Origin of the sequence: Nesterenkonia sp. YGD6, from assembly GCF_022565895.1 — a bacterium.
In the GTDB taxonomy this organism is placed as follows: domain Bacteria; phylum Actinomycetota; class Actinomycetes; order Actinomycetales; family Micrococcaceae; genus Nesterenkonia.
In genome coordinates this window covers 80831-103261 of sequence record NZ_JAJOYY010000006.1, presented here as the reverse complement: position 1 = coordinate 103261, position 22431 = coordinate 80831, and the positions used below count along the sequence as shown (strand labels likewise).

At 67.4% G+C, this 22431-nt stretch carries 20 protein-coding genes; 4 read left to right on the top strand and 16 right to left on the bottom strand.

Translation table 11 applies throughout. From position 1 onward, the window contains the following. Positions 1-141: 141 nt before the first annotated feature. Complete coding sequence (locus tag LTI14_RS11020) at positions 142-1260, top strand: aromatic ring-hydroxylating dioxygenase subunit alpha (protein WP_241465199.1); 1119 nt, start codon at positions 142-144, stop codon at positions 1258-1260. Between the two features lie 6 nt (positions 1261-1266). Beyond that, positions 1267-2274, top strand: coding sequence for a PDR/VanB family oxidoreductase (locus LTI14_RS11015; protein ID WP_241476540.1), 1008 nt, complete (start codon positions 1267-1269; stop codon positions 2272-2274). A 95-nt stretch (positions 2275-2369) separates the two neighbouring features. On the opposite strand, the gene LTI14_RS11010 is transcribed toward LTI14_RS11015, so the two are convergent. Genes LTI14_RS11010 through glyA form a run of 3 tightly spaced genes read right to left on the bottom strand, consistent with a single transcriptional unit; the run spans position 2370 to position 5647 of the window. Further along, positions 2370-3392: an LLM class flavin-dependent oxidoreductase gene (locus LTI14_RS11010; RefSeq protein ID WP_241476539.1), complete on the bottom strand. Its 1023-nt coding sequence runs from the start codon at positions 3390-3392 to the stop codon at positions 2370-2372. A gap of 51 nt (positions 3393-3443) precedes the next feature. Next, positions 3444-4361, bottom strand: coding sequence for a bifunctional methylenetetrahydrofolate dehydrogenase/methenyltetrahydrofolate cyclohydrolase (locus tag LTI14_RS11005; RefSeq protein WP_241476538.1), 918 nt, complete (start codon positions 4359-4361; stop codon positions 3444-3446). Positions 4362-4369: 8 nt separating this feature from the next. After that, the gene (gene glyA / locus LTI14_RS11000; RefSeq protein WP_241465203.1) at positions 4370-5647 is read right to left on the bottom strand and encodes a serine hydroxymethyltransferase; all 1278 of its coding nucleotides are present in this window, start codon (positions 5645-5647) and stop codon (positions 4370-4372) included. 164 nt (positions 5648-5811) lie between these two features. Between glyA and LTI14_RS10995 the strand changes: the two genes are divergently transcribed. After that, positions 5812-6267: a Fur family transcriptional regulator gene (locus LTI14_RS10995; RefSeq protein ID WP_241470417.1), complete on the top strand. Its 456-nt coding sequence runs from the start codon at positions 5812-5814 to the stop codon at positions 6265-6267. 117 nt (positions 6268-6384) lie between these two features. On the opposite strand, the gene LTI14_RS10990 is transcribed toward LTI14_RS10995, so the two are convergent. The 12 genes from LTI14_RS10990 to LTI14_RS10935 all read right to left on the bottom strand — a co-directional run bounded on the left by LTI14_RS10990 (position 6385) and on the right by LTI14_RS10935 (position 20648). Then, entirely contained in the window at positions 6385-6618 is a 234-nt protein-coding gene (locus LTI14_RS10990; protein WP_241470418.1) for a hypothetical protein, read from the bottom strand. 283 nt (positions 6619-6901) lie between these two features. Further along, positions 6902-7828 (bottom strand): hypothetical protein, encoded by a 927-nt coding sequence (locus LTI14_RS10985; protein ID WP_241476536.1) that lies wholly within the window; start codon positions 7826-7828, stop codon positions 6902-6904. A 95-nt stretch (positions 7829-7923) separates the two neighbouring features. Further along, complete coding sequence (locus tag LTI14_RS10980; protein WP_241465207.1) at positions 7924-8766, bottom strand: hypothetical protein; 843 nt, start codon at positions 8764-8766, stop codon at positions 7924-7926. A 108-nt stretch (positions 8767-8874) separates the two neighbouring features. Next, entirely contained in the window at positions 8875-10566 is a 1692-nt protein-coding gene (locus LTI14_RS10975) for an alpha-amylase family protein (protein WP_241476535.1), read from the bottom strand. Beyond that, a complete protein-coding gene (locus LTI14_RS10970) occupies positions 10566-11531 on the bottom strand; it encodes a TIGR03885 family FMN-dependent LLM class oxidoreductase (RefSeq protein WP_241465209.1) in 966 nt (321 codons plus the stop codon). The genes LTI14_RS10975 and LTI14_RS10970 overlap by 1 nt, the downstream gene beginning before the upstream one ends. A gap of 125 nt (positions 11532-11656) precedes the next feature. Continuing rightward, positions 11657-12190 carry a gamma carbonic anhydrase family protein gene (locus tag LTI14_RS10965; protein WP_241465210.1) on the bottom strand — a complete coding sequence of 178 codons (534 nt, stop codon included), beginning with the start codon at positions 12188-12190 and terminating at the stop codon, positions 11657-11659. 99 nt (positions 12191-12289) lie between these two features. After that, a complete protein-coding gene (locus LTI14_RS10960; protein ID WP_241470422.1) occupies positions 12290-13204 on the bottom strand; it encodes an NAD(P)-dependent oxidoreductase in 915 nt (304 codons plus the stop codon). A 1-nt stretch (position 13205) separates the two neighbouring features. Further along, complete coding sequence (locus tag LTI14_RS10955; protein WP_241465212.1) at positions 13206-15431, bottom strand: NADP-dependent isocitrate dehydrogenase; 2226 nt, start codon at positions 15429-15431, stop codon at positions 13206-13208. A 76-nt stretch (positions 15432-15507) separates the two neighbouring features. Next, a complete protein-coding gene (gene mgtE / locus LTI14_RS10950) occupies positions 15508-16842 on the bottom strand; it encodes a magnesium transporter (RefSeq protein ID WP_241465213.1) in 1335 nt (444 codons plus the stop codon). A 107-nt stretch (positions 16843-16949) separates the two neighbouring features. Beyond that, the gene (purH, locus tag LTI14_RS10945) at positions 16950-18647 is read right to left on the bottom strand and encodes a bifunctional phosphoribosylaminoimidazolecarboxamide formyltransferase/IMP cyclohydrolase (protein WP_241465214.1); all 1698 of its coding nucleotides are present in this window, start codon (positions 18645-18647) and stop codon (positions 16950-16952) included. A gap of 58 nt (positions 18648-18705) precedes the next feature. Then, on the bottom strand, positions 18706-19386 hold the full coding sequence (locus tag LTI14_RS10940; protein WP_241465215.1) for a response regulator: 681 nt from the start codon (positions 19384-19386) through the stop codon (positions 18706-18708). Then, the gene (locus tag LTI14_RS10935; protein ID WP_241465216.1) at positions 19383-20648 is read right to left on the bottom strand and encodes a sensor histidine kinase; all 1266 of its coding nucleotides are present in this window, start codon (positions 20646-20648) and stop codon (positions 19383-19385) included. Before LTI14_RS10935 ends, LTI14_RS10940 begins: the two co-directional genes overlap by 4 nt. Positions 20649-20818: 170 nt before the next feature. On the opposite strand from LTI14_RS10935, the gene phoU reads away from it, so the two are divergent. After that, the gene (gene phoU, locus LTI14_RS10930; protein ID WP_241465217.1) at positions 20819-21472 is read left to right on the top strand and encodes a phosphate signaling complex protein PhoU; all 654 of its coding nucleotides are present in this window, start codon (positions 20819-20821) and stop codon (positions 21470-21472) included. A 193-nt stretch (positions 21473-21665) separates the two neighbouring features. Here phoU and LTI14_RS10925 read toward each other — a convergent pair whose 3' ends face one another. Further along, on the bottom strand, positions 21666-22412 hold the full coding sequence (locus LTI14_RS10925; protein ID WP_241465218.1) for a phosphoglyceromutase: 747 nt from the start codon (positions 22410-22412) through the stop codon (positions 21666-21668). Positions 22413-22431 lie beyond the last annotated feature (19 nt).

The window sequence follows — 22431 nt, the reverse complement described above, 5'->3', positions numbered from 1 at the left end:
AAAAGGGGCAGGTGCTTGCCCTCCACTATATCCAGAGCTATTCTGTGACCCACAGCACATATAACTATGTAGATAGCTAGTGGCGTCGACGAGCGGACCGAGACCGGTCTCCACGGCGTCCTCGAGTCACAGGAGGCGGACATGACAGATCTCAGCCCGAGCGGCGCCACCGCGAAGAACATGGCCTATCCGCTCAACGCCTGGTATGTGGCCGGATGGGATCATGAGGTCAATCGGAAGAAGATCCTCTCCCGGAAGATCGCCGACCGCCCCATGGCGCTCTACCGCACCGAGGAGGGCCGGCCCGTCGCGCTGACCGACGCCTGCTGGCACCGACTCGCCCCCCTCTCCATGGGCTCCCTGGTGGGTCCGGACGGAGTCCAGTGTCCGTATCACGGCCTGCAGTACAACTCCGCTGGTCGTTGCACCTTCATGCCGGCGCAGAAGACGATCAACCCCTCGGCGATGGTGAACTCCTTCCCCGTGGTGGAGCGGCACCGCTTCATCTGGGTCTGGCCCGGAGACCCGATGCTCGCCGACGCCGCCCTGATCCCGGACATGCACCAGATGGGCTCCGACGAGTGGGCCGGCGACGGCAAGACCATCGATGTGCGCGCGAACTATCAGCTGGTGCTGGACAACCTGATGGACCTCACCCATGAGGAGTTCCTGCACTCCTCCTCGATCGGGCAGAAGGAGCTCAGCGAGTCCGATATCGAGGTCACCCACGACGACCGCACGGTCACCGTGACCCGGTTCATGGAGAACATCGACGCCCCACCGTTCTGGCTGAAGAACATGCGAGACAAGTTCCCAGACTTCGAAGGCAAGGTCGACCGCTGGCAGATCATCGAGTTCCAGATGCCCTCCACGATCTGCATCGATGTCGGGGTGGCCAAGGCGGGCACGGGCGGGCTCACCGGTGATCGCAGCCAGGGTGTGAACGGGTACGTGATGAACACGATCTCCCCGGTCGATCAGGCCAACGCGATGTACTACTGGGCCTTCATGCGCAACTACCGGCTGGAGAGCCAGCGGATCACCACCGAGCTGCGCGACGGCGTGCACGGGGTCTTCGCCGAGGACGAGGAGATGCTCACCGCCCAGCAGCAGGCGATCGTGGACAACCCGGACCACGAGTTCTACAACCTCAACATCGACGCCGGCGGCATGTGGGTGCGCCGGCTGATCCAGCGCGCCGTGGAGGCCGAGCGCACGATGCTCGCCTCCGACGCCGACCTCTCCGACGCCAAGGGCTGATGCCAGGTGTCACAGGGAACCCAGCTGCACTGGCAGCGAGCCGTGGTGAAGTCGCGCCGCGCCGCCGCCGATGAGATCGCCGAGATCGTCCTCGCCGGGGAACGACCGCTGTTCACCGAGCCTGGCGCGCATATCGACGTGCGCATCGCCCCGGACATGGTCCGCTCCTACTCGGTGGTCGAGGGTGCGGTGGACGGAAGCTGGGTGAAGATCGGGGTGCGCCGCTCCCCCACCTCGCGCGGCGGATCACGGTTCATGCACGCCCTTGAACCCGGTGATCCCCTCGAGGTCACCTCGCCGCTGCAGAACTTCCCGCTGCGAGTGGGCGCGCCGCGCTACGTGCTCCTCGCCGGCGGAGTGGGCATCACGGCGATCCACTCGATGGCCCGGGTGCTCAAGCGGCTCGGCGCGGACTACCAGCTGATCTTCGTCGGACGCTCCCGCCCGGCCATGGCCTTCCTCGACGAGCTGCATCGCGAGCACGGACCGCGGCTGAGGCTCTCGGTCGATGACGAGGGCGACGTCCTCGACGTCAAGGGGCTCCTCGGGCAGGTGGATCACTCCACCGAGTTCTACATGTGTGGTCCCATCCGACTGATGGACGCCGTGCGGAGGGCCTGGATCGAGCGCGAGCTGCCGATGCCGAACCTTCGCTACGAGACCTTCGGCAACAGCGGCTGGTTCGACCCGGAGGAGTTCGAGCTGCGGATCCGCGGCTCCGAGCGCCACACGGTCGTCTCTCCGGACGAGTCCATCCTGGAGGCGCTGGAGCGGGTCGGCGTGGAGGCCATGTACGACTGCCGCAAGGGCGAATGCGGGCTGTGCGTGGTCAAGGCCGAGCAGCTGAACGGCGTCATCGACCACCGTGATGTGTTCTTCAGCGAGGCGGAGAAGAGCACCGACACCAAGCTCTGCGTCTGCGTCTCCCGGGTGGCCTCCTGCGCGAACTCAGCGGGAGCCGGTGCCGAGGATTCAGCCTCGACGCGGGCTACGCTGACCCTCGACTTTCCCTGATCCCCCACCGTTGAGGGGCGGCTTCTCCGGACATCTCATGGGCCGAGAGGCCGCAGCTGTTCGGAGAATCCGCCGCTCGACGCGTCAGGTGGGTCTTACTTCCAGCCCAGCGGCTTGGCCACGTGCTCGACCAGGGATTCAAGGATGTGGGCGTTGTAGTCCACGCCGAGCTGATTGGGCACGGTCACCAGCACCGTGTCCGCGGCCTGGACTGCCTCGTCCTTGGCGAGCTCCTCGACGAGCACCTCAGGTTCCGCAGTGAAGCTGCGTCCGAAGATCGCGCGGGTCTTCTCGTCGATCATGCCGATCTGGTCCTTGGAGTCGCGCTGGCCCAGGAAGTAGGCCCGGTCCTGGTCCGAGACGATGGGCAGGATCGAACGCGAGACCGAGACCCTGGGAGCGAAGCCGTGGTCGTGCTTGGCCCATTCATCACGGAAGGCCTGGATCTGCTTGGCCTGCTGGATGTGGAACGGCTCGCCGGTCTCGTCGTCCTTCAGCGTGGAGCTCATCAGGTTCATCCCGCGTGAGGCCGCCCAGCGCGCGGTGGCATCGGAACCGGCACCCCACCAGATGCGCTGACGCAGACCCTCGGAGTGTGGCTCCAGGCGCAGCAGCCCCGGCGGGTTGGGGAACATCGGTCGCGGGCTGGGCTCGGCGAAGCCCTGGCCGGAAAGCACCTGCAGCGCCACCTCGGTATGCCGGCGCCCCATGTCGGCGTCGGACTCGCCCTCGGCGGGCTGGTAGCCGAAGTGCCGCCAACCTTCCACGGCCTGCTCCGGTGAGCCTCGGGAGATGCCGAGCTGCAGCCTGCCCTTGGCGATGAGATCCGCGGCGCCGGCATCTTCGGCGAAGTAGAGCGGGTTCTCGTAGCGCATGTCGATCACGCCGGTGCCGATCTCGATGCGATCGGTCTTCGCGCCGACGGCGGCGAGCAGCGGGAACGGCGAGGCCAGCTGCCGGGCGAAGTGGTGCACCCGGTAGTAGGCGCCGTCGACGCCCAGCTCCTCAGCCGCAACGGCAAGGTCGATGGACTGCAGCAACACATCAGAGGCAGAACGGGTCTGCGAATGCGGTGAGGGCGTCCAGTGTCCGAAGGAGAGAAATCCGATGTTCTTCACATTTGAAGGAACACCCTCGGCGGCACCACTATTCCTGGCCTGCTGCGCGGACTACTCCGCGAGCTGACGCTCCGCGGTGAGCACCACGTTGGCCAGCAGCTCCGCGCGGGTCATCGGGCCGACGCCGCCGGGGTTCGGTGAATACCAGGAGGCCACCGACTCGATGCCCGGAGCGAGGTCACCGTAGATCTTCGCCTTGCCGGTCTCCGGGTTCACCTCACGGGTGACTCCGACGTCGAGCGCGATCACGCCGGGCTTCAGGTCCGCCGGATCGATCATGTGCTTGACCCCGGCGGCGGCGACGACGACGTCGGCGCCGGCCAGGTGCGCGGCGAGATCTCTGGTCCCGGTGTGGCACAGGGTCACGGTGGCGTTGACGTCGCGCCGGGTCAGCAGCAACCCGATCGGCCGACCGATGGTGACCCCGCGTCCCACGACGACGACGTGCTTGCCGCGCAGGTCCAGGCCGTAGCGGTCCAGGAGATCCACGCAGCCCTTGGGCGTGCACGGCAGCGGGGTGGTGATCTCCTCGTTGACGTTGGCGACCAGCCGGCCCAGGTTCATCGGGTGCAGCCCGTCGGCGTCCTTCTCCGGGGAGATCGCCTCGAGCACCTGCTGGGTGTTCAGCTGTTTGGGCAGCGGCAGCTGGACGATGTAGCCGGTGCAGGCCGGGTCCTCGTTGAGCTTCTCCAGCTCGGCGAGCAGCTGCTCCTGGGTGGTGTCGGCGTCGAGCTCCACCTGGATGGAGTTGATCCCCACCTCGGCGCAGTCGCGGTGCTTGCCCGCCACATAGGACTGGCTGCCGGCATCGGCGCCGACCAGCACCGTGCCCAGCCCGGGGGTGACCCCGCGGGCCTTCAGCTTCGCAACCCGTTCGGCGAGGTCGGCCTTGAGCGCCTTGGCGGTGGCCCTGCCGTCGAGGATCTGCGCCTGCTGCGGAACCCGGGCCTGCTGCGGGGTGTCGCTCATCGGCGGGTTCACCAGTCCTCGAGGCCTTCGTAGAGCGGGAAGTCCTTGGTCAGCGCGGCGACCCGGGACTTCAGCCCGTGCAGGTCCGCGTCAGGCTTGAGCGCCTCGGCGATGATGTCGGCGACCTCGCTGAATTCCTTCGCCGCGAAGCCGCGGGTGGCCAGGGCGGGGGTGCCGATGCGCAGGCCGGAGGTGGTCATCGGTGGGCGCGGGTCGTTCGGCACGGCATTGCGGTTGACCGTGATGCCGACCTCGTGGAGCGTGTCCTCGGCCTGCTTCCCGTCGAGCTCGGAGTCGCGCAGGTCCACCAGCACCAGGTGCACGTCGGTGCCGCCGGTGAGCACCGAGACGCCATGCTCGGTCACATCCGGGGCGATCAGTCGCTTGGCCAGGATCTGGGCGCCTTCGATGGTGCGCTTCTGCCGCTCGGCGAACTCCTCGGTGCCGGCGATCTTGAAGGCGATGGCCTTGGCCGCGATGGCGTGCATCAGCGGGCCGCCCTGTTGGCCGGGGAAGACTGCGGAGTTGATCTTCTTCTTGTGCTCTTCCTTGGTCAGGATGATGCCTGACCGCGGGCCGGCGAGGGTCTTGTGCACGGTGGTGGTGACGACGTCGGCGTAGGGCACCGGGTTCGGGTGCAGTCCGGCGGCCACCAGGCCGGCGAAGTGAGCCATGTCCACCCAGAGGATCGCTCCGACCTCGTCGGCGATCTCGCGGAAGCGTGCGAAGTCGAGCTGGCGCGGGTAGGCGGACCAGCCGGCGACGATCATGTCGGGCTTCTCGGCGATGGCCTGCTCGCGGACCTTGTCCATGTCGATGATGCCGGTCTCGGCGTCGACCTCATAGGCGGCGATCTCGTAGAACTTGCCGGAGAAGTTCAGCTTCATGCCGTGGGTGAGGTGCCCGCCGTGGGCCAGGGAGAGGCCCATCAGCTTGTCGCCCGGCTTCAGGAAGGCGGTCATCACGGCCACATTGGCCTGGGCGCCCGCGTGCGGCTGGACGTTGGCGTGGTCAGCTCCGAAGAGCGCCTTGGCGCGTTCGATCGCGAGGTTCTCTGCGACGTCGACGAATTCACAGCCGCCGTAGTAGCGCCGTCCCGGGTAGCCCTCGGCGTACTTGTTCGTCAGCACCGAGCCTTGGGCCTCGAGGACGGCGCGCGGGACGAAGTTCTCGCTGGCGATCATCTCGAGGGTGTCGCGCTGGCGTCCCAGCTCATCCGAGATCGCCTGAGCGATCTCTGGATCGACCTCGGCCAATGGGGCGTTGTTGATATCCGATGTGCTCATGCTCTGAAGCTCTCCTTGCGGATGAATACGTGGCAGCGTGAGCCAGTCTATCGCTCAGCCGGGTCGGCCCACGCCGGATGGCCGCGCTGGACTCCCGCCAGACCGGGGATGTGACACGCACCCGGTTTATTGTGAATGACTCATATGTGCGGCACACTGGGAGCATGACCTCCTCCGACTGGCCTGCCCGGCTGCGCGAACGCGGACTCCGCGTGACGCGCCAGCGCCTCGCAGTCCTGGAGGCAGTGTCCGCCCAGCCGCACAGACCGGCCGACGCGGTCCACGCCGCCGTCCGCGAACAGCTGCCCGAGATCACGGTGCAGTCGGTCTACACCGTGCTGCATGATCTCACCGCGCGCGAGCTGCTGCGCAGGTTCGACCCGCCGGGTTCACCGGCCTGTTACGAGACCCGCACCCACGACAACCATCACCACGCGATCTGCACCCGCTGCGGCCGGATCGAAGATGTCGAATGCGTCCATGGAGAGGCACCCTGCCTGCAGGCGCCTGCAAGCCTGGGAATGCAGATCCAGGTCGCCGACGTCGTCTTCCGCGGCGTGTGCCGCACCTGCTCGGAAGGCTCGGAGGAGCTCGTCGGCTCCGGCTCCGCTGGAGCCTGACATCTCCCGCCCGGCCCGACCGCTCCCCCGGCCCCTGACGCGTCCTGCCTACGCACAAGAAACCCCCGCAGGGAACCGGGGTTCCTCGCGGGGGTGTCTTTGAAGAGAAGAAGTCGATCAGACGTCGTCTTCTTCTTCCTCCATCGTCTCTTCTTCCATGGGCTCTTCTTCCATGGTGTCTTCCTCTGTGGTGTCTTCCTCTGTGCCCGGATCCTCGACTTCGCCGTTCTCTGCCGGCTCTTCAGTGTCGGTTCCGCCATCGTCGCAGGCGGTGGCACCGAAGAGTGCCAGGGAGCCGATGCCGACGACGCCGGCCAGGGTGCGAAGCTTGCTTGTTTCGGTGGTAGCCATAATTCGTTTACCTCCGTCATTTGCATCAGAAGATGCTGCGCGGTCTTTCCGCGGTCTGTCATCGTTGAGCGACCGTGTGAGATCCCCTAGATGACCTGCACCTAGTCTGCACAGACCGGACGCTTCAGCGAAAGCCTATTCGGCCATTCCGGCCTGATTCATGGGGAGCTCCTACCGGGCATGGAGCCGGCGTTGCTGTGGGCCGGCATTCCTGAATGGAAGCTGGGAGCCTGCCGGGGGTCCGCCGAGGGTCTGCCGGGCTGAACCAGCCCGAATCCTGGGCTCAGACGAGATCGCTGAGAATCCCCTGCAGCTGCTCATCGTCGATGACCGCCTCATCCTCGGGCTCCTCCGGGGTCTCAGCCTCGTCCCAGTCCGTGACGGTGACCTCGAGGTCCTGGTCCTCACCGGGCAGGCGCAGACCCATCAGCTGCGGTGAACCCTCGTCGGCGAGCACCGCGAGCTCGACGTCTTCATTGGAGTAGACCCAGACGTTCTGACCGTCCCGAGTGTCCAGCGACGAGTCCAGGTCGAGCTCGGCCAGGGAGTCGACGTCCAAGGTCTCGGTGACCTCGGCGCGCAGCAGCTCCAGCAGCGCGTCGGGGGTGCGCGGCACCGCGGGCTCGGCGTCGCTGACGTCGACCCATTCCCCTTCGGCACTCAGGGCTGCGCTGAGCTCCTCGGCATCGACCTCTGGCTCCACCTCGGGCGGGACCTGCGCCTCGTAGTCGAAGACGAAGGCCTCCACGGACTGGAACGTGTCGTCGCCGAAGGTCAACACCTGGAAGTTGGGGCTGTAGTTCAGCTCGGTCGCAGCGTCTCCTTCGAGTTCTCCGGTGACCGAGAGCTCGAAGCCCTCGTCGTCGCCTTCGAAGAACTCCGGTGCGTATCCGAAGAGCTCATGGCCGCGCTCCAGCCCTGCCGCCATGGTGATGCTGACGCTCTCCTGCTCCAGGGAGGACTCCCAGACCTCGGTCTCGATCTCGGCGAGGTCCGCGACCTGCTCGTCGTCCTCATTCTCGGCGATCTCGTCTGAGGTGACTCCCTGGTCCTCCGCTCCGTCAGTGTCGACGTTCTCCTGCGGGTTCTCCGCTTCACGCGGATCTTCCTCACCGCAGCCGGCCAGTGCCAGGGCTGCGATGCTCAGCACCGCCGTGGTGGTGAATGCTCGCGTGACGGCCTTGGGGGACGTCTGGGTTCCGTTGCTCATGGTGTTTCCCTTCCACTGTGTGGCTGGGACCCCGGACTGATGTCCAGGCGTCCCGTTTCTGCACAACCCCCCGTTGTGTTGGTCTCTCGTGCCGCTCAGGCCTCGGCGTCGTCGTTGTTCTCGTCCTCGAGCTCCCCATCGAGTTCCTCTGTGGACCAGCCGTGCTCGGCGGCGATGGCCTCGAAGATCTCGTCCAAGGTCATCACGTTCTCCGGCTGGTCCGGGCGCTGGGTCTCGTTCCAGGCGCTGAAGACGTAGCTGGAGTCCTCGTCGCGCATCTGGACCAGGTAGGGGGCTCCGTCTGCGGCGACCACGAGCTCGGTGGAGCCGTCCTCGGTGGCGTAGACGTAGACCTGCGCGCCGTCACGGGTCTCTGCGGTGCCCTCGAGCCCGGCGATCTCCTGGCCCTCGAGCTCACGCTGCCAGGTGCTGATGAAGTCCTGGGCGGAGAAGACTGCGCCTGCGCCGTCGGTGCTGAACTGGACCCACTGCTCGACGACCACCGAGGTGATGAAGTCCTCTTCGATGAGGGCGGTGATCTCTTCATCCATCTCGCTCATCAGCAGCGCGGCGAAGTCCTCCCCGCGGAAGTACTCCACCCCGTCGATGGCGCGCTGGGTGAAGGTGACGTCGCCAGCGGTGAAGGTCATCTCGGAGTCGCTGCCGTCCACGGCGCCGGTGATCAGCAGATCCCCGGTGTCGTCTTCGTCGATGTCTTGGAACATCTGGTCGACGTCGGCCTCGGCGGCTTCGATCTCGCCTTCGATGTTCACGGTGTCCGCGGTCAGCATCGCATCCCACATGCGGTCCTGGATCTGCCCGAAGCTCGGAACCTGGGGCTCGTCGTCCTCCGCATCGCCCGCGAAGGGGTTCCCGCCACAGCCGGCGAGCAGCACGACGGCGGCAGCAGCGCTGCCAGCCAGAGCCGAACGCTTCATGGGGCCTCCTTGGGGACATACACGGTGCAGGTCGACGAGCTGCGCGAGGGCGCGGCGCGGGTGGGACTCTTCAGCGTAGCGCCTCGCGCTCCACCCACGCCGTCGCGCTCAGAGAAGGCGCGGATCCCCGGGGCGCTTCACCCGCAGCCACCGGCAGCCATAGCCGTCCAGCGTGACTTCGGTGCGGTGTTCGGCATCGATGGCGCAGGCGCCGTCCTGAAGCAGGTCGATGAGCTCGGTGTCCTTCTCCTCGTCCTCCAGCATCAGCGGCACCACGAGGGACTTCGGTGAGAGGTTATGGATCAGGACCATGGACTGATCGCCGCTGGTCATGCGATGCGCGAGCACTTCGTGGTGCGGCTGCTGAAGGATCGACAGCTCACCCCAGCCCAGCTCGGGGCAGTCGCGGTAGCGTCGGGCCAGACGGCTGACATGGTGGAGCAGCGAGTCCTCGTCCCGGCGGGCCTGTGCAGCGTTGACGTGTTCGGGCCCGAAGGGACCCTCCACGACCTTGCGTGCGAGCTTCGAGGGGCGGGCCGAGGAGAATCCGCCGTTCTTGTCCTGACTCCACTGCATCGGCGTTCGGACGGCCTCGCGTCCGGGCACTTCGAGGTTCTCCCCCATTCCGATCTCCTCGCCGTAGAAGAGCACCGGGGTGCCGGGCAGGGAGAACAGCAGCGAGTAGGCCATCTTGATCCGCCGCGGGTCACCGTCGAACATGGCGGGCAGCCGACGACGCAGCCCACGGCCGGCGAATCGCATGTTCTCCTCGGGGGCGAAGGTGTCCAGCACCTCGTCGCGCTCTGCGGCGCTGAGCAGGTCCAGGGTGAGCTCGTCGTGGTTGCGCAGGAAGTTCGCGTACTGGGTCTCGGTGGGGAGGTTCTGCGGCCGCTGCGCCAGGGCTTCGGCGAGGGGCCGAGCGTCCTCGCGGGCGAAGGAGAGGAAGGCCTTCTGGTTCACGGTGAAGTCGAACTGCATGGTGAGCTGGTCACCGTCCTCCCCGCCGAAGAAGGCCAGCTGTTCCTGGTGTGGAAGGTTCACCTCGCCGAGGATCATCGCGGAGCTCGTTCCGGTGGAGCGGCGCTGCAGGAAGGCCCGCAGCGTGCGCAGGTAGTCGTGGGGTTCCACGAAGTCGTGCTGATCTGCCCCGGTGAGCGTGGTCTGGTTGATCGCGAAGGGCACCGCGTCCACCCGGAAGCCGTCCACCCCGAGCTGGAGCCAGAAGCCCATGGTCTTGGTGATCGCATCGCGGACCTGCGGATTGGAGGTGTTCAGGTCCGGCTGGGTGTGCAGGAAGTGGTGCAGGTACCACTCCTCGGTCTTCTCGTCGTGGGTCCAGATCCCGCCTTCCTGCCCGGGGAACATCGCCTCCTCGGAGGTGTCCGGCGGGGTGTCGCTGCGCCAGACGTAGAAGTCTCGGTAGGGGCTGTCCTTGGAGGCCCGCGAGCTGCGGAACCATGGGTGCTGGTCCGAGGTGTGATTGATGACCAGGTCCACGATGACTCGGATCCCACGGTCATGGGCCACTCGGACCAGCTCGACGAAGTCCCCGTGATCGCCGTAGCGCCGATCGACCCCGAACATGTCAGAGATGTCGTAGCCGTTGTCCCGGCGGGGCGAGGGGTAGAAGGGCATGAGCCAGAGGCAGCTGACGCCGATGTCGGCGAGGTAGTCGATCCGCCGGGTCAGCCCCGGCAGGTCACCGATCCCGTCGCCGTCCGAGTCCAGGTAGGTCTCCAGGTCCACGCAGTAGATGACGGCGTTCTTGTACCAGAGGTCCGCGGTGTCGGTGATGCGCATCAGGCGCCCTTCAGTTCGGGGAGGATCGACTCGCCGGCGAGGTCGAGCCAGGGTCGCTGCTCCTGGCCCACATGGTGGAGGTAGACCTGGTCGAAACCGGGCTGGACGGCGGCGTCGATCCATTCGGCGAGCTGGCCGGGCTCCTCGGAGATCCACACCGCCTTCGCCACGGTCTCCAGGCTGACCTCCGCGGCGGCGGAGTCGAAATGTTCCGGGGTGGGCAGGTCCTGGTCCAGCGGTGAGCCGAAGACGTTGGTGCGCCATTGGTCGTGGGCGATGGCCTCGGCCTGCTCCCGTGTCTGCGCCCAGCTGAGGTGGATCTGCAGCATGGCGGGCCCTTCCCCGCCGGCTTCGCGGTAGGCGGCGAGCACCTCGTTCTGCACATCCTCGGGCTGGTTCAGGGTGATCATGCCCTTGGCCCAGACAGCGGCGAGGCGAGCGGCGTCGGGGGTGATGCAGGTGGCGTAGAGCGGGATGGGCTCCTCGGGGCGGTCATAGAGGTAGGCGTCGTCCACGCTGACGAAGCCGCGGTGGCTGATGATGCGCTCACCGCGGTGCAGCCGGGAGATGATGTCCGCACATTCGAGCAGCCGCCGTCGTCGGGTCTCCTTGTCCATCCAGAGCTCTCCGGTGACGTGTTCGTTCATCGCCTGTCCGGCACCCAGCGCGGCCCAGTACCTGCCGGGAAACATCTCACCCAGGGTGGCTGTGGCCTGCGCGACGATGGCGGGGTGATAGCGCTGGCCTGGAGCGATCACCGATCCGATGGGGAAGGCGGTGGTGGCCAGTGCGGCGCCGAGCCAGGAGAGGGTGAATCCCGAGTGGCCCTGCCGCTGCGACCAGGGCATGAAGTGGTCCGAGCTCATGGCGGCCTGGAATCCGACCGTCTCGGCGTGCTGGACGTCGCGCAGCAGCTGGGAGGGGGCGATCTGTTCCTGTGATGCGTGGAACCCGTAGATGGTCATGTGTGACTGCCTCTCGTCTCGTGTCCTTGACTGAAGGTTACTGAGAGTGCCCTGGTGACCACCTGGACGTAAGAGAACTGTTACCTCGGAATCTTACTGACCCGGGGCGTCGAGAGTTCCCTGCGCTAACCCTCGATGACAGTGCCCTGGGCGGCGCGGTGGGCGTCCTTGTGACCCAGGTAGACCTCGGCGTTGCTGCGCAGCCCGGCGATCTCCTCCTCGGTGAGCTCGCGCCGGACCTTGGCGGGAACGCCGGCGACCAGGGACCGCGGCGGAACCTCGGTGCCCTCGAGCACCACGGCCCCGGCAGCGATGAGGCTCTGCTCGCCGATGACGGCGCCGTTCATGATGGTCGCACTCATCCCGATCAGCGAGCCGTCTCCCACGGTGCAGCCGTGGACCACTGCGGAGTGCCCGACGGAGATCCCGGCACCCAGGGTGCACGGGTGACCGGGATCGGCATGGAGCACCGCGTTGTCCTGCAGGTTGGTGCCCTCCCCCACCGAGATCGCCGCCGAATCGCCGCGGACCGAGACGCCGTAGAAGGCCGAGGAGTCCTTCGCCATGGTCACCTCCCCGGTGATCGCGGCGGTGGGGGCCAGGAACACGCCCTCACCGATCTGGGGCGTGTGTCCGCTGACGGTGAGCACATGTGCCATGAAGATTACTCCTGGGATCCGAAGGGGGTCGGGTCGTGCTGGGCGTGAAGGCAGTACTGGTGGTGAAGGTCGACCTGGTGGTGCGGGCTGGGGGTGTCCTCAGTATCCCTGGGCAGGATCCACCAGGCCCAGCATCGGTTCGCCGGCATGGAAGCGGCGGTGGTTCGCCAGGATCCGCTCCCGCAGCAGCGGCACCACCATCTCCGTGGTGTCCGCGGTGTGCGGGGTGATCAGGCAGTTCTGGAGCGACCAGAGCGGGTCGGTCTCGGGAAGCGGCTCCGGCTCGGTGACGTCGAGACCGGCGCCGCGCAGGGCTCCGGTGCTCAGCGCCTCGACGAGCGCTGTCTGGTCCACCAGGCTGCCGCGGCCCACGTTGGCGACCACCGCGCCGTCGGCCAGCAGCGCCAGCCGGTCGGCGTTGAGCAGGTGCCGGGTGGCAGGAGTGGCCGCTGCTGCCAGCGCCACCACTTCGGCCCCGTCCAGCGCCTCATCGAGACCCTCGAAGGCGACGGTGACATCGGCGTGCTCCACCGGTTCGGCGGTGCGCCGGACGACGGTGACGTGGGTGTCGAAGGCCTTGTAGAGCCGGACGATCTCCGCCGCGACCCCACCTCCGCCGACGACGACGCAGCGCAGCCCGTTCAGCGAGATCCCGCCCTCGGTGCCCCAGCTGTTCGCCAGGGCCCGGGCCTTGAGTCCGCGCAGCGCCGCGAGGGTCAGCGCCAGCGCATGCTCCCCGACCGGTTTGGCGTAGGAGCCCTTCGCGGAGGTCCAGGTCAGTTCTGGGAACTGGGTGAGGATCTCCGCGTAGAGCTCGATGCCGGCGCTGGGCAGCTGCACCCAGCGCACCTGGGGATTGGCCTCGAGCACCTCGGCGAGGTTCAGCGTCTTGAACATCCCGGTGACGATGATGCCCTCGGGCTGTTCATCCTCACCGACGAGGACGGCGCCCTGCTGCCGCAGCCCCTCGCGGAGCGCAGCGTCGGCCTCGGGCCGGACGTGGAGCCGCGTCATCTCAGGCCTTGAGGCCGTCGATGATGCTGTTCAGGGTCGCCGAGGGGCGCATTGCGGCGAAGGCCTTGGCCTCATCGGGGCGGTAGTAGCCGCCCAGATCCACCGGTTCGCCCTGGACTCCGTTGAGCTCGCTCAGGATCTGCTCCTCGTTCGAGGTCAGCGCATCCGCCACGGAGGTGAAGCGCTGAGCCAGCTCGGTGTCCTCGGTCTGCGCGGCCAGCTCCTGGGCCCAGTACATGGCCAGGTAGAAGTGCGAGCCGCGGTTGTCGATGGTGCCGAGCTTGCGTCCCGGCGAGCGGTTCTCCATCAGGAAGGTGGCCGTGGCGCGGTCCAGCGCGGAGGCGAGGACCTTGGCCTTGGGGGCCTGGGCCTGCTCGGCGTACTTCTCCAGCGAGGGCACCAGGGCGAAGAACTCACCCAGGGAGTCCCAGCGCAGGTAGTTCTGCTCGGCCAGCTGCTGGACATGCTTCGGCGCGGAGCCGCCGGCGCCGGTCTCGAAGAGTCCGCCGCCTGCCATCAGCGGCACGATGGAGAGCATCTTCGCCGAGGTTCCCAGCTCCAGGATCGGGAACAGGTCGGTGAGGTAGTCGCGCAGCACGTTGCCGGTCACCGAGATGGTGTCCTCGCCGCGGCGCAGCCGCTCCACGGTGTACTTCGTGGCCGCCACCGGGTCGAGGATCTTGATCTCGAGCCCGTCGGTGTCCAGCTGGGCCAGGGCGTGGTTGACCTTCTCGATCATGGTGCGGTCGTGGGCGCGCTTGTCATCGAGCCAGAACACCGCGGGGGTGCCGAATTCGCGGGCCCGGGTCACGGCGAGCTTCACCCAGTCCTGGATGGGGGCGTCCTTGGTCTGGCAGGCGCGCCAGATGTCTCCTGCGGAGACCTCGTGCTCGAGCAGCACGTCGCCGGCGGCGTTGGTGACCTGCACGGTGCCGGCGGCATCGATCTCGAAGGTCTTGTCGTGGGAGCCGTACTCCTCGGCCTTCTGCGCCATCAGTCCGATGTTGGGCACGGTGCCGATGGTGGTCGGGTCGTAGGCGCCGTGGGCGCGGCAGTCTTCGATGACCGCCTGGTAGACCCCGGCGTAGGAGGAGTCGGGGATGATCGCGAGGGTGTCGTCGGTCTCTCCGGTGGGGCCCCAGGCCTTGCCGCCGTTGCGGATCATCGCGGGCATGGAGGCGTCCACGATGACGTCGGAGGGTGCGTGCAGGTTGGTGATGCCCTTGGAGTCATCGACCATCGACATCCGGGGGCCGTCGGCCAGGCCCTGGGTGATCTCGGCCTTGATGGCGTCGCCCGCCTCGCCGAGCTTCTCGGCGCCGGCGAGGATGGAGGCCAGTCCGTCATTGGCGGAGAGTCCGGCCTCGGCGAGGGTCGCCCCGTGCTTCTCGAAGACCGTCGGGAGGAAGGCCCGCACGATGTGTCCGAAGATGATCGGGTCCGAGACCTTCATCATCGTGGCCTTCAGGTGGGCCGAGAAGAGCACATCCTCTTCCTTGGCGCGGGCCACCTGGGCGGTGAGGAACGCGTCGAGCTCGGCGGCGCGCATCACGGTGGCGTCGACGACCTCTCCGGCCTTGACCGGGAGGGACTCCTTGAGCACGGTGGAGGTGCCGTCGGTGGAGACGTGGGTGATGGTGAGCGTGTCCTCGACGTCGAGCACCACTGACTGCTCGTTGGCGGCGAAGTCGCCAGAGTCCATGGTGGCCACGTTGGTCTTGGAGTCTGCGCTCCAGTCGCCCATGGAGTGCGGGTTGGCGCGCACGTAGTTCTTCACCGAAGCGGGGGCGCGGCGGTCCGAGTTGCCTTCGCGAAGCACCGGGTTCACCGCGGAGCCCTGGACCTTGCCGTAGCGGGCGCGCACGTCGCGCTCCTCATCGGTGGACGGTGACTCGGGGTAGTCGGGCAGGGCATATCCGGCGGACTGCAGCTCGGCGATGGCGGCCTTGAGCTGGGGTCCCGAGGCGGAGATGTTCGGCAGCTTCACGATGTTGGCTTCTGGGGTCTTCGCCAGGGCGCCGAGCTCGGCGAGGGAGTCGCTCTCGCGCTGGTCCTCACGGAGATACTCGGGGAACGCAGAGATGATGCGGCCGGCCAGTGAGATGTCGCGGGTCTCGACCTCAACCCCGGCGGGGGCGGCGAAGCCCTCCACGATGGGTTTGAGGGAGAACGTGGCCAGCATCGGCGCTTCGTCGGTGTTGGTATAGATGATCTTTGCCGTCGGCATGGATCTCCTCAAGTTCGGTTATATGTTGTTTCCCTGATCACAAATCTACCCCAGATGCTCCGGCTGGCCCGGGCACTCAGATTCCCAGCACGGTGCGGGCGATCATGAAGTACACGATGAGTCCGGTGGCATCCACGAAGGTCGAGATGAACGGGTTGGCGAAGACTGCCGGGTCGGCGCCGAGCTTCTTGCCCAGCAGCGGCATCAGCCCGCCCACCGAGGCGGCCAGGGTGCAGATGGAGAGCAGGGTCAGCCCGATCACGGTGCCGATGTCCCAGCCGTAGAAAAGTCCGGCGACCAGGAAGCCCAGCACGCCGAGCGTGGCACCCAGGGTGATGCCCACCCGCACCTCGCGCCAGAGCACCTTGAACACGTCTCGGGTGCCCACGTCGCCCAGCGCCAGCGCGCGGACGACCGTGGTCGCTGCCTGGTTGCCGGTGTTGCCTCCGGTGCCGATCAGCAGCGGCACGAACAGGCTGAGCACCACCATGGATTCGATGGTGCCCTCGAAGACGTCGAGCACCTGGACGGTGAGCGCGGCACCCAGAGCCAGCACCAGCAGCCACACCACGCGGGAGCGCATGATCTGCAGCACCGGGGTGGAGAGGTAGGGCCGGTTCAGCGGCTCGGCGCCACCGTGGCGGGCGGCGTCCTCGGATTCGGCGCGCTCGAGGATGTCGAGTGCGTCGTCGACCGTGAAGATCCCGACCACCCGGTGCTCGGAGTCGGTGACCGGCACGGCGAGGTGCTTGCGGTCGGCGCACATGCGAGCGGCGTCCTCGGCGTCGTGGTCGGCGTCCACCGAATCTGCCTCGCGCATCAGCTCCGCGATGAGTGTCTCGCCGCTGTTGCTGACCAGGTCGCGCAGCGAGACCACGCCCTGCAGCAGCCGACCGGGGTCCACCACGGGCAGGGTGTAGAGCGTCTCCGCGTCCTCACCGGCCTTGCTGACCTTGTCCATCGCCTCGGCGACGGTCCAGTGCTCGGGGATCGCGACGAACTCGGGGCTCATCTGGCGCCCGATGGTGCCGCTGGGGTAGCCGAGCACGATGTTGGTCAGGCTGCGCTCACGCGGGTCCAGGTGGCGCATCATCCGGCGGGCGATCGAAGCCGGCATCTCGTCCATGAGCCGGACTCGGTCATCGGGGTCCAGGGACTCGAAGTAGTGCGCGACCTCGACGTCCTTGAGGCCCTCGATGATCTCGCCCTGCAGCGACTGGTCCAGCAGGTCGAAGGCTTCGACGGCGACGCCCTTGGAGAGCAGCCGGAAGGCCACCGCGCGGTTCTTGACGCCGAGGCGTTCCAGGAAGTCGACGATGTCACCCACGTTGAGCTCGTCCAGGGCGGAGCGCAGCTCCGTGAGGCGCTCCTCACGGATCATGTCTTCCAGCTCGTCAAGCAGTTCGTTCACGGGTTCCACCCTTTCAAGGGTGCCGAGCAGGCGTAGGGGCGACCGGATCCGCGGGTGTGGACGGGGTGAGGTCCGCGGCTGCAGATCTGGTCAGTGGTGGTGGTCGATCAGTGGAAGAAGTGGCGCGTTCCGGTGAGGTACATGGTCAGGCCGGCGTCGCGGGCTGCGGAGACGACCTCCTCGTCGCGCTGGGACCCGCCGGGCTGCACGACCGCGCGCACCCCGGCGGCGATCAGGCTCTGCAGCCCGTCGGCGAAGGGGAAGAAGGCGTCGGAGGCCGCGACGGACCCGCGGGCCCGCTCCACCCCGTCACCGGCGAGCGTGTTCGCGCGCTGCACAGCGAGCCGGCAGGAGTCGAGCCGGTTGACCTGACCCATGCCGATCCCCACGGTGGCCTGGTTCTTCGCCAGCAGGATCGCGTTGGACTTCACCGAGCGGATCGCCCGCCAGGCGAAGTCGAGGTCGGCGAGCATGTCGACGTCGGCGGCTTCCCCGGAGACCAGCTTCCAGCCGGAGGTGGTGTCACCCTCGGCGTCGACCGCGTCGGAGGCCTGGAGCAGCATGCCTCCGGAGATCTGCTTGTATTCCACCCGGTCGCGCCGGTGGCCTTCGGGCAGGCGCAGCAGCCGGATGTTCTTCTTCCTGGTCAGGATCGCCAGCGCCTCCTCCTCGAAGGCCGGGGCGACGACGACTTCGGTGAAGATCTCCGAGACGGTCTTGGCCATCTCCGCGGTGACGGTGCGGTTGGCGGCGATGACACCGCCGAAGGCCGAGAGCGGGTCGCAGGCGTGGGCGGTGCGGTGGGCCTCGGCCACGGTGGCGCCCACGGCCACACCGCAGGGGTTGGCGTGCTTGATGATCGCCACGGCGGGCTGGGCGAAGTCGAAGGCGGTGCGCACTGCGGCGTCGGCGTCGACATAGTTGTTGTAGCTCATCGCCTTGCCGTGCAGCGTCTGGGCCTGGGCCAGGCCGGGGCGGGCGCTGGAGTCGGCATACAGTGCGGCGGGCTGGTGCGCGTTCTCGCCGTAGCGCAGGGTGTCCAGGCGCTGCAGCGCGAGCCCGGCGTAGGGCGGGAAGTTCAGCTTCTTCTCGGTGCGGCTCAGCGGCGAGGCGGGCACCGAGGCGGCGTCGAAGTCGTCGTCGAACTGCTGGGAGGTCCAGCGCGCCACGGCGGTGTCGTAGGCGGCCGTGTGGGCGAAGGCCAGGGCGGCCAGGCGCTGCCGGGCGGTGAGCGTGAAGCCTCCGGCGGAGGCCGCGGAGATGATGTCGTGATAGCGCAGCGGATCGACCACCACAGCGACGGAGGCGTGGTTCTTGGCGGCGGCGCGGACCATGGAGGGTCCGCCGATGTCGATCTGTTCGACGATCTGGTCCTCCGCGGCGCCGGAGGCGACGGTGTCGGCGAAGGGGTAGAGGTTCACCACGACCAGGTCGAAGGGTTCGATCTGAAGCTCCTCGAGCTGGGCCCGGTGGTCTTCGCGGCGACGGTCCGCCAGGATGCCGGCGTGCACCCGGGGGTGCAGGGTCTTCACCCGGCCGTCCAGGCACTCCGCGAAGCCGGTGACCTCGGAGACCTCGATGACAGGGACCCCGGCGGCAGCGATGCGCTTGGCGGTGGAGCCGGTGGAGACGATCTCGACGCCGGCGGCGTGCAGTCCCGCGGCGAGGTCCTCCAGCCCGGTCTTGTCATAGACCGAGATCAGGGCGCGCCGGATCGGCTGGCGCGAGGCGGCGCCGGAGGTGCCGGAGGCGCCGGGGGCAGCCGCGGTGGTGTTCTGCGCTGCGGAATCGCTGACGGTGCTCATGCACACTCCTGTGAGGGGGACGACGCTTCGGGGACCTGGGCCAGTCTACCGACCCGGTTCAGGACTCAAATTTGTAGCCCAGCCCGCGGACGGTGATCAGGAACTCCGGGCGTGACGGGTCGGGTTCGATCTTGGCGCGGAGTCGCTTGACGTGGACGTCGAGGGTCTTGGTGTCTCCGACATAGTCCGATCCCCAGACCCGATCGATGAGCTGGCCCCGGGTGAGCACCCGCCCGGCGTTGCGCAGCAGCATCTCCAGCAGCTCGAACTCCTTCAGCGGCAGGCTCAGCGGTGCGCCCTTGACCTCCACGGTGTGGCGTTCGATGTCCATGCTGACCGGTCCCGCGATGACCATCGAGCCGTCGTCCACCTCGGTCTCGACCCGCCGGCGCAGCACCGCTCGGACTCGGGCGAGCAGCTCCCGGGAGGAGTAGGGCTTGGTGACGTAGTCATCGGCGCCGAGCTCCAGGCCCACGACCTTGTCGATCTCGGAGTCCTTGGCCGTGAGCATGATCACCGGAACATTGGACTGCAGCCGGATCTGGCGGCACACCTCGGTGCCGGACTGCCCGGGGAGCATCAGGTCCAGCAGGACCAGATCTGCTCCTTCACGGGTGAATATCTCGACGGCGTCGAGGCCGTTCTCCGCGACGACGACGTCGTACCCCTCCTTCTCGAGGGCATAGGACAGTGCTTCTGAGAATGAGGGCTCATCCTCGACGAGCAGAATTCTGGTCACGCGTTTCCTCCTTCGCCGGCCCTGGTGGGTGCCGGGTTCGCTGCACTGTGACGCGATGCAGCACCATGTGGGGCGGTGCGAACTGATGCTTGGCCAAGCCCGGCCGCACCCCGGCCGAGCCCTTCAAGGGTGTCGAGGCTCTCGTCGAGCTCGGGCAGGCGCACCGTGAAGGTGGAGCCCCTCCCCTGCTGGGACCACAGCGCGACCTCGCCGCCGTGGTTGGTGATCACATGCTTGACGATGCTCAGGCCCAGGCCGGTGCCTCCGGTCTGGCGGGAGCGGGCGGCGTCGACCCGGTAGAAGCGTTCGAAGATCCGCTCCTGGTCCTCCCTTGCGATTCCGATCCCCTGGTCGGTGATGGTGACCTGGGCGATCCCGTCGCGGCTGGAGAGCCCGATGCCGACCCGGGTGGATTCCGGGGAGTAGCGCACGGCGTTGTCGATCAGGTTCCGGAACGCCATCGCCAGCTGGTCGGCGTCGCCGTGGACCCGGTGCGGAAGCGCACCACCGATCTTCAGCTCGATGTTCTTGGACTCCGCGGGCAGCCGAGAGCGGTCCGCGGCGTCGGCGATGACGTCTTCGAGGTCCACCGGCCGGCCGGCGTGGACCACGTTCTTGCCCTGCACCCGGGAGAGCTCGATGATGTCTTGGACCAGCGCCGCGAGCCGGCGGGATTCCTTGTGCAGGCGCTGGGTGAAGCGGCGAACGGCGACGTCGTCGTCGGCGGCGTCCTCGATGGTCTCGGCCAGCAGCGAGATCGCCCCGACCGGGGTCTTCAGCTCGTGGGAGACGTTGGCGACGAAGTCATTTCGCACAGCCTCGATGCGGGAGAACTCCGTGCGGTCATCGGCGAGGACCAGGATGTACTCATCCCCCAGCGGCGCCACGCGCAGGTGCACGACCAGTGAGGTCTCCCCCTGCAGCCCACGGGCCAGCTCATGCTCCTGATCGATGATCACCCCGTCCCCGCGGACCCGGGCGGTGAGGTTCAGCAGCTGCTGGTGGACCACAGTATGGCCGCGGACCAGGCCGAAGGCGTAGGCGGCCGGGTTGGCGCGCACCACCCCGTCGACGGTGTCCACCACGATATAGGCCAGCCCGAGCGAGGCGAGCACCTCGGTGGCGCCGGCGGGCATCGAGGGTTCGTCCACATCGATGCCGGCGGCACGCTGCTTCTCACTGACGCGGAAGGCATACATGCCGACAACGCCCAGTGCCAGGCCGACGACGCCGGACAGTGCGGCGATGAGCAGGTGATCCACGTCCTACAGCTTAGGCCCGACTCCCGGTGAGGGGCACCATAAGCCCGGACCAGCGCCCAGGGTTCAGCCAGCGTTCACCTTCGCGTCGACTGCTGACTTCGCTGGCGTTCATCTGCGCCAGCAAGGATTCACTGTCGGGATACTCCACGGCGGGAAAGGAACGCGAACACGTGCGAAAGCTCTTTCAGGCAGACCTCATCAACCTTGGTGAGCAGCTGATACAGATCACATCATTGGTCCATACGGCGATGGAGAAGGCCTACACCGCCTTCGACACCACCGATCTCCAGCTGGCGGAGGAGGTCATCGCCGCCGATGCCCAGATCGACCGGCTGCAGGTGGAGCTCGACGAGAAGGCCATCGAGCTGCTCGCGCTGCAGGGTCCGGTGGCCTCAGACCTGCGGATGATCGTGGGCGCGCTGCGGATGAGCACCTCGCTGGAGCGCATGGGCGATCTGGCGCGGCATATCGCCCAGCTCGCCCGGATGCGCTACCCGGACCGGGTGGCCCCGGACTCGCTGCACTCGGTCTTCGACAAGATGGCCAAGCTGAGCACCGAGATCTCGTCGCGGCTGATCACGCTGCTGGAGACCCGCGAGCTGCACCTGGTCGCGGAGATCCACGCGCTGAACGAACAGCTCAACGACCTGCACGCCTCGGTGTTCACCATCGTCGCCGCCGATGACTGGCAGCAGAGTGCGGCGACCAGCGTGGACTCCACCCTGGTGAGCCGGTTCTTCGAACGATTCGGGGACCACGGGGTCTCGGTGGCGAACAAGGTCGACTATCTGGTCACCGGCGCCTGGGACACCCGCGAACACTGAGCCTGCTGGTGGGACGGCCTTCCCCAGGCACATCCACCACCATGCATCGGGCACTCTGCGGCGTGATCACGCCACTCTCAGGCGCCCATTCCGCCGCAGGCCGGCCGATCGATGGCGCGTGAGCATCGGATGACCCACGAAGAGACCCCTCAGACATCGCATGATGTCTGAGGGGTCTCTTTCGCTGTGCGGACTACTTCTTGCCCTGGTTCGCCACGGCCTTGATCGCGTCCTTGGCGGCCTCGGGGTCGAGGTAGGTGCCGCCGGGGTTCAGCGGCTTGAGATCGTCGTCGAGCTGGTAGTGCAGCGGGATCCCGGTGGGGATGTTGAGTCCGGCGATGTCCTCGTCGGAGATTCCGTCGAGGTACTTCACCAGGGCGCGCAGCGAGTTGCCGTGGGCTGCGAGCAGCACGGTCTTGTTCTCGCGCAGATCCGGGATCACGGCGGACTCCCAGTAGGGCAGCATCCGATCCACGACGTCCTTGAGGCACTCGGTGCGCGGCGCGGAGTCGCCGAGGTCGGCGTAGCGCGGATCCCCCAGCTGGGAGAACTCGTCGTCGGCGGCGATCTCCGGCGGAGGGGTGTCATAGGAGCGGCGCCACATCATGAACTGCTCTTCGCCGTACTGCGCCAGCGTCTCGGCCTTGTCCTTGCCCTGGAGCGCGCCGTAGTGGCGCTCGTTGAGCCGCCAGTCGCGCTTCACCGGGATCCATAGCCGGTCTGCGGTCTCCAGCGCCAGGTGGCAGGTGGTGATGGCGCGCTGCAGCAGCGAGGTGTGGACCACGTCGGGGAGCAGCTGGTGCTCCTTGAGCAGCTCACCGCCGCGTGCGGCCTCTTCACGGCCCAGGGCGGTCAGCGGCACATCCACCCACCCGGTGAAGAGGTTCTTCTCGTTCCAGTCGCTCTGCCCGTGGCGGAGCAGGATCAGGTCATAGGCCATAGGAGTGTGTCTCCCTTTC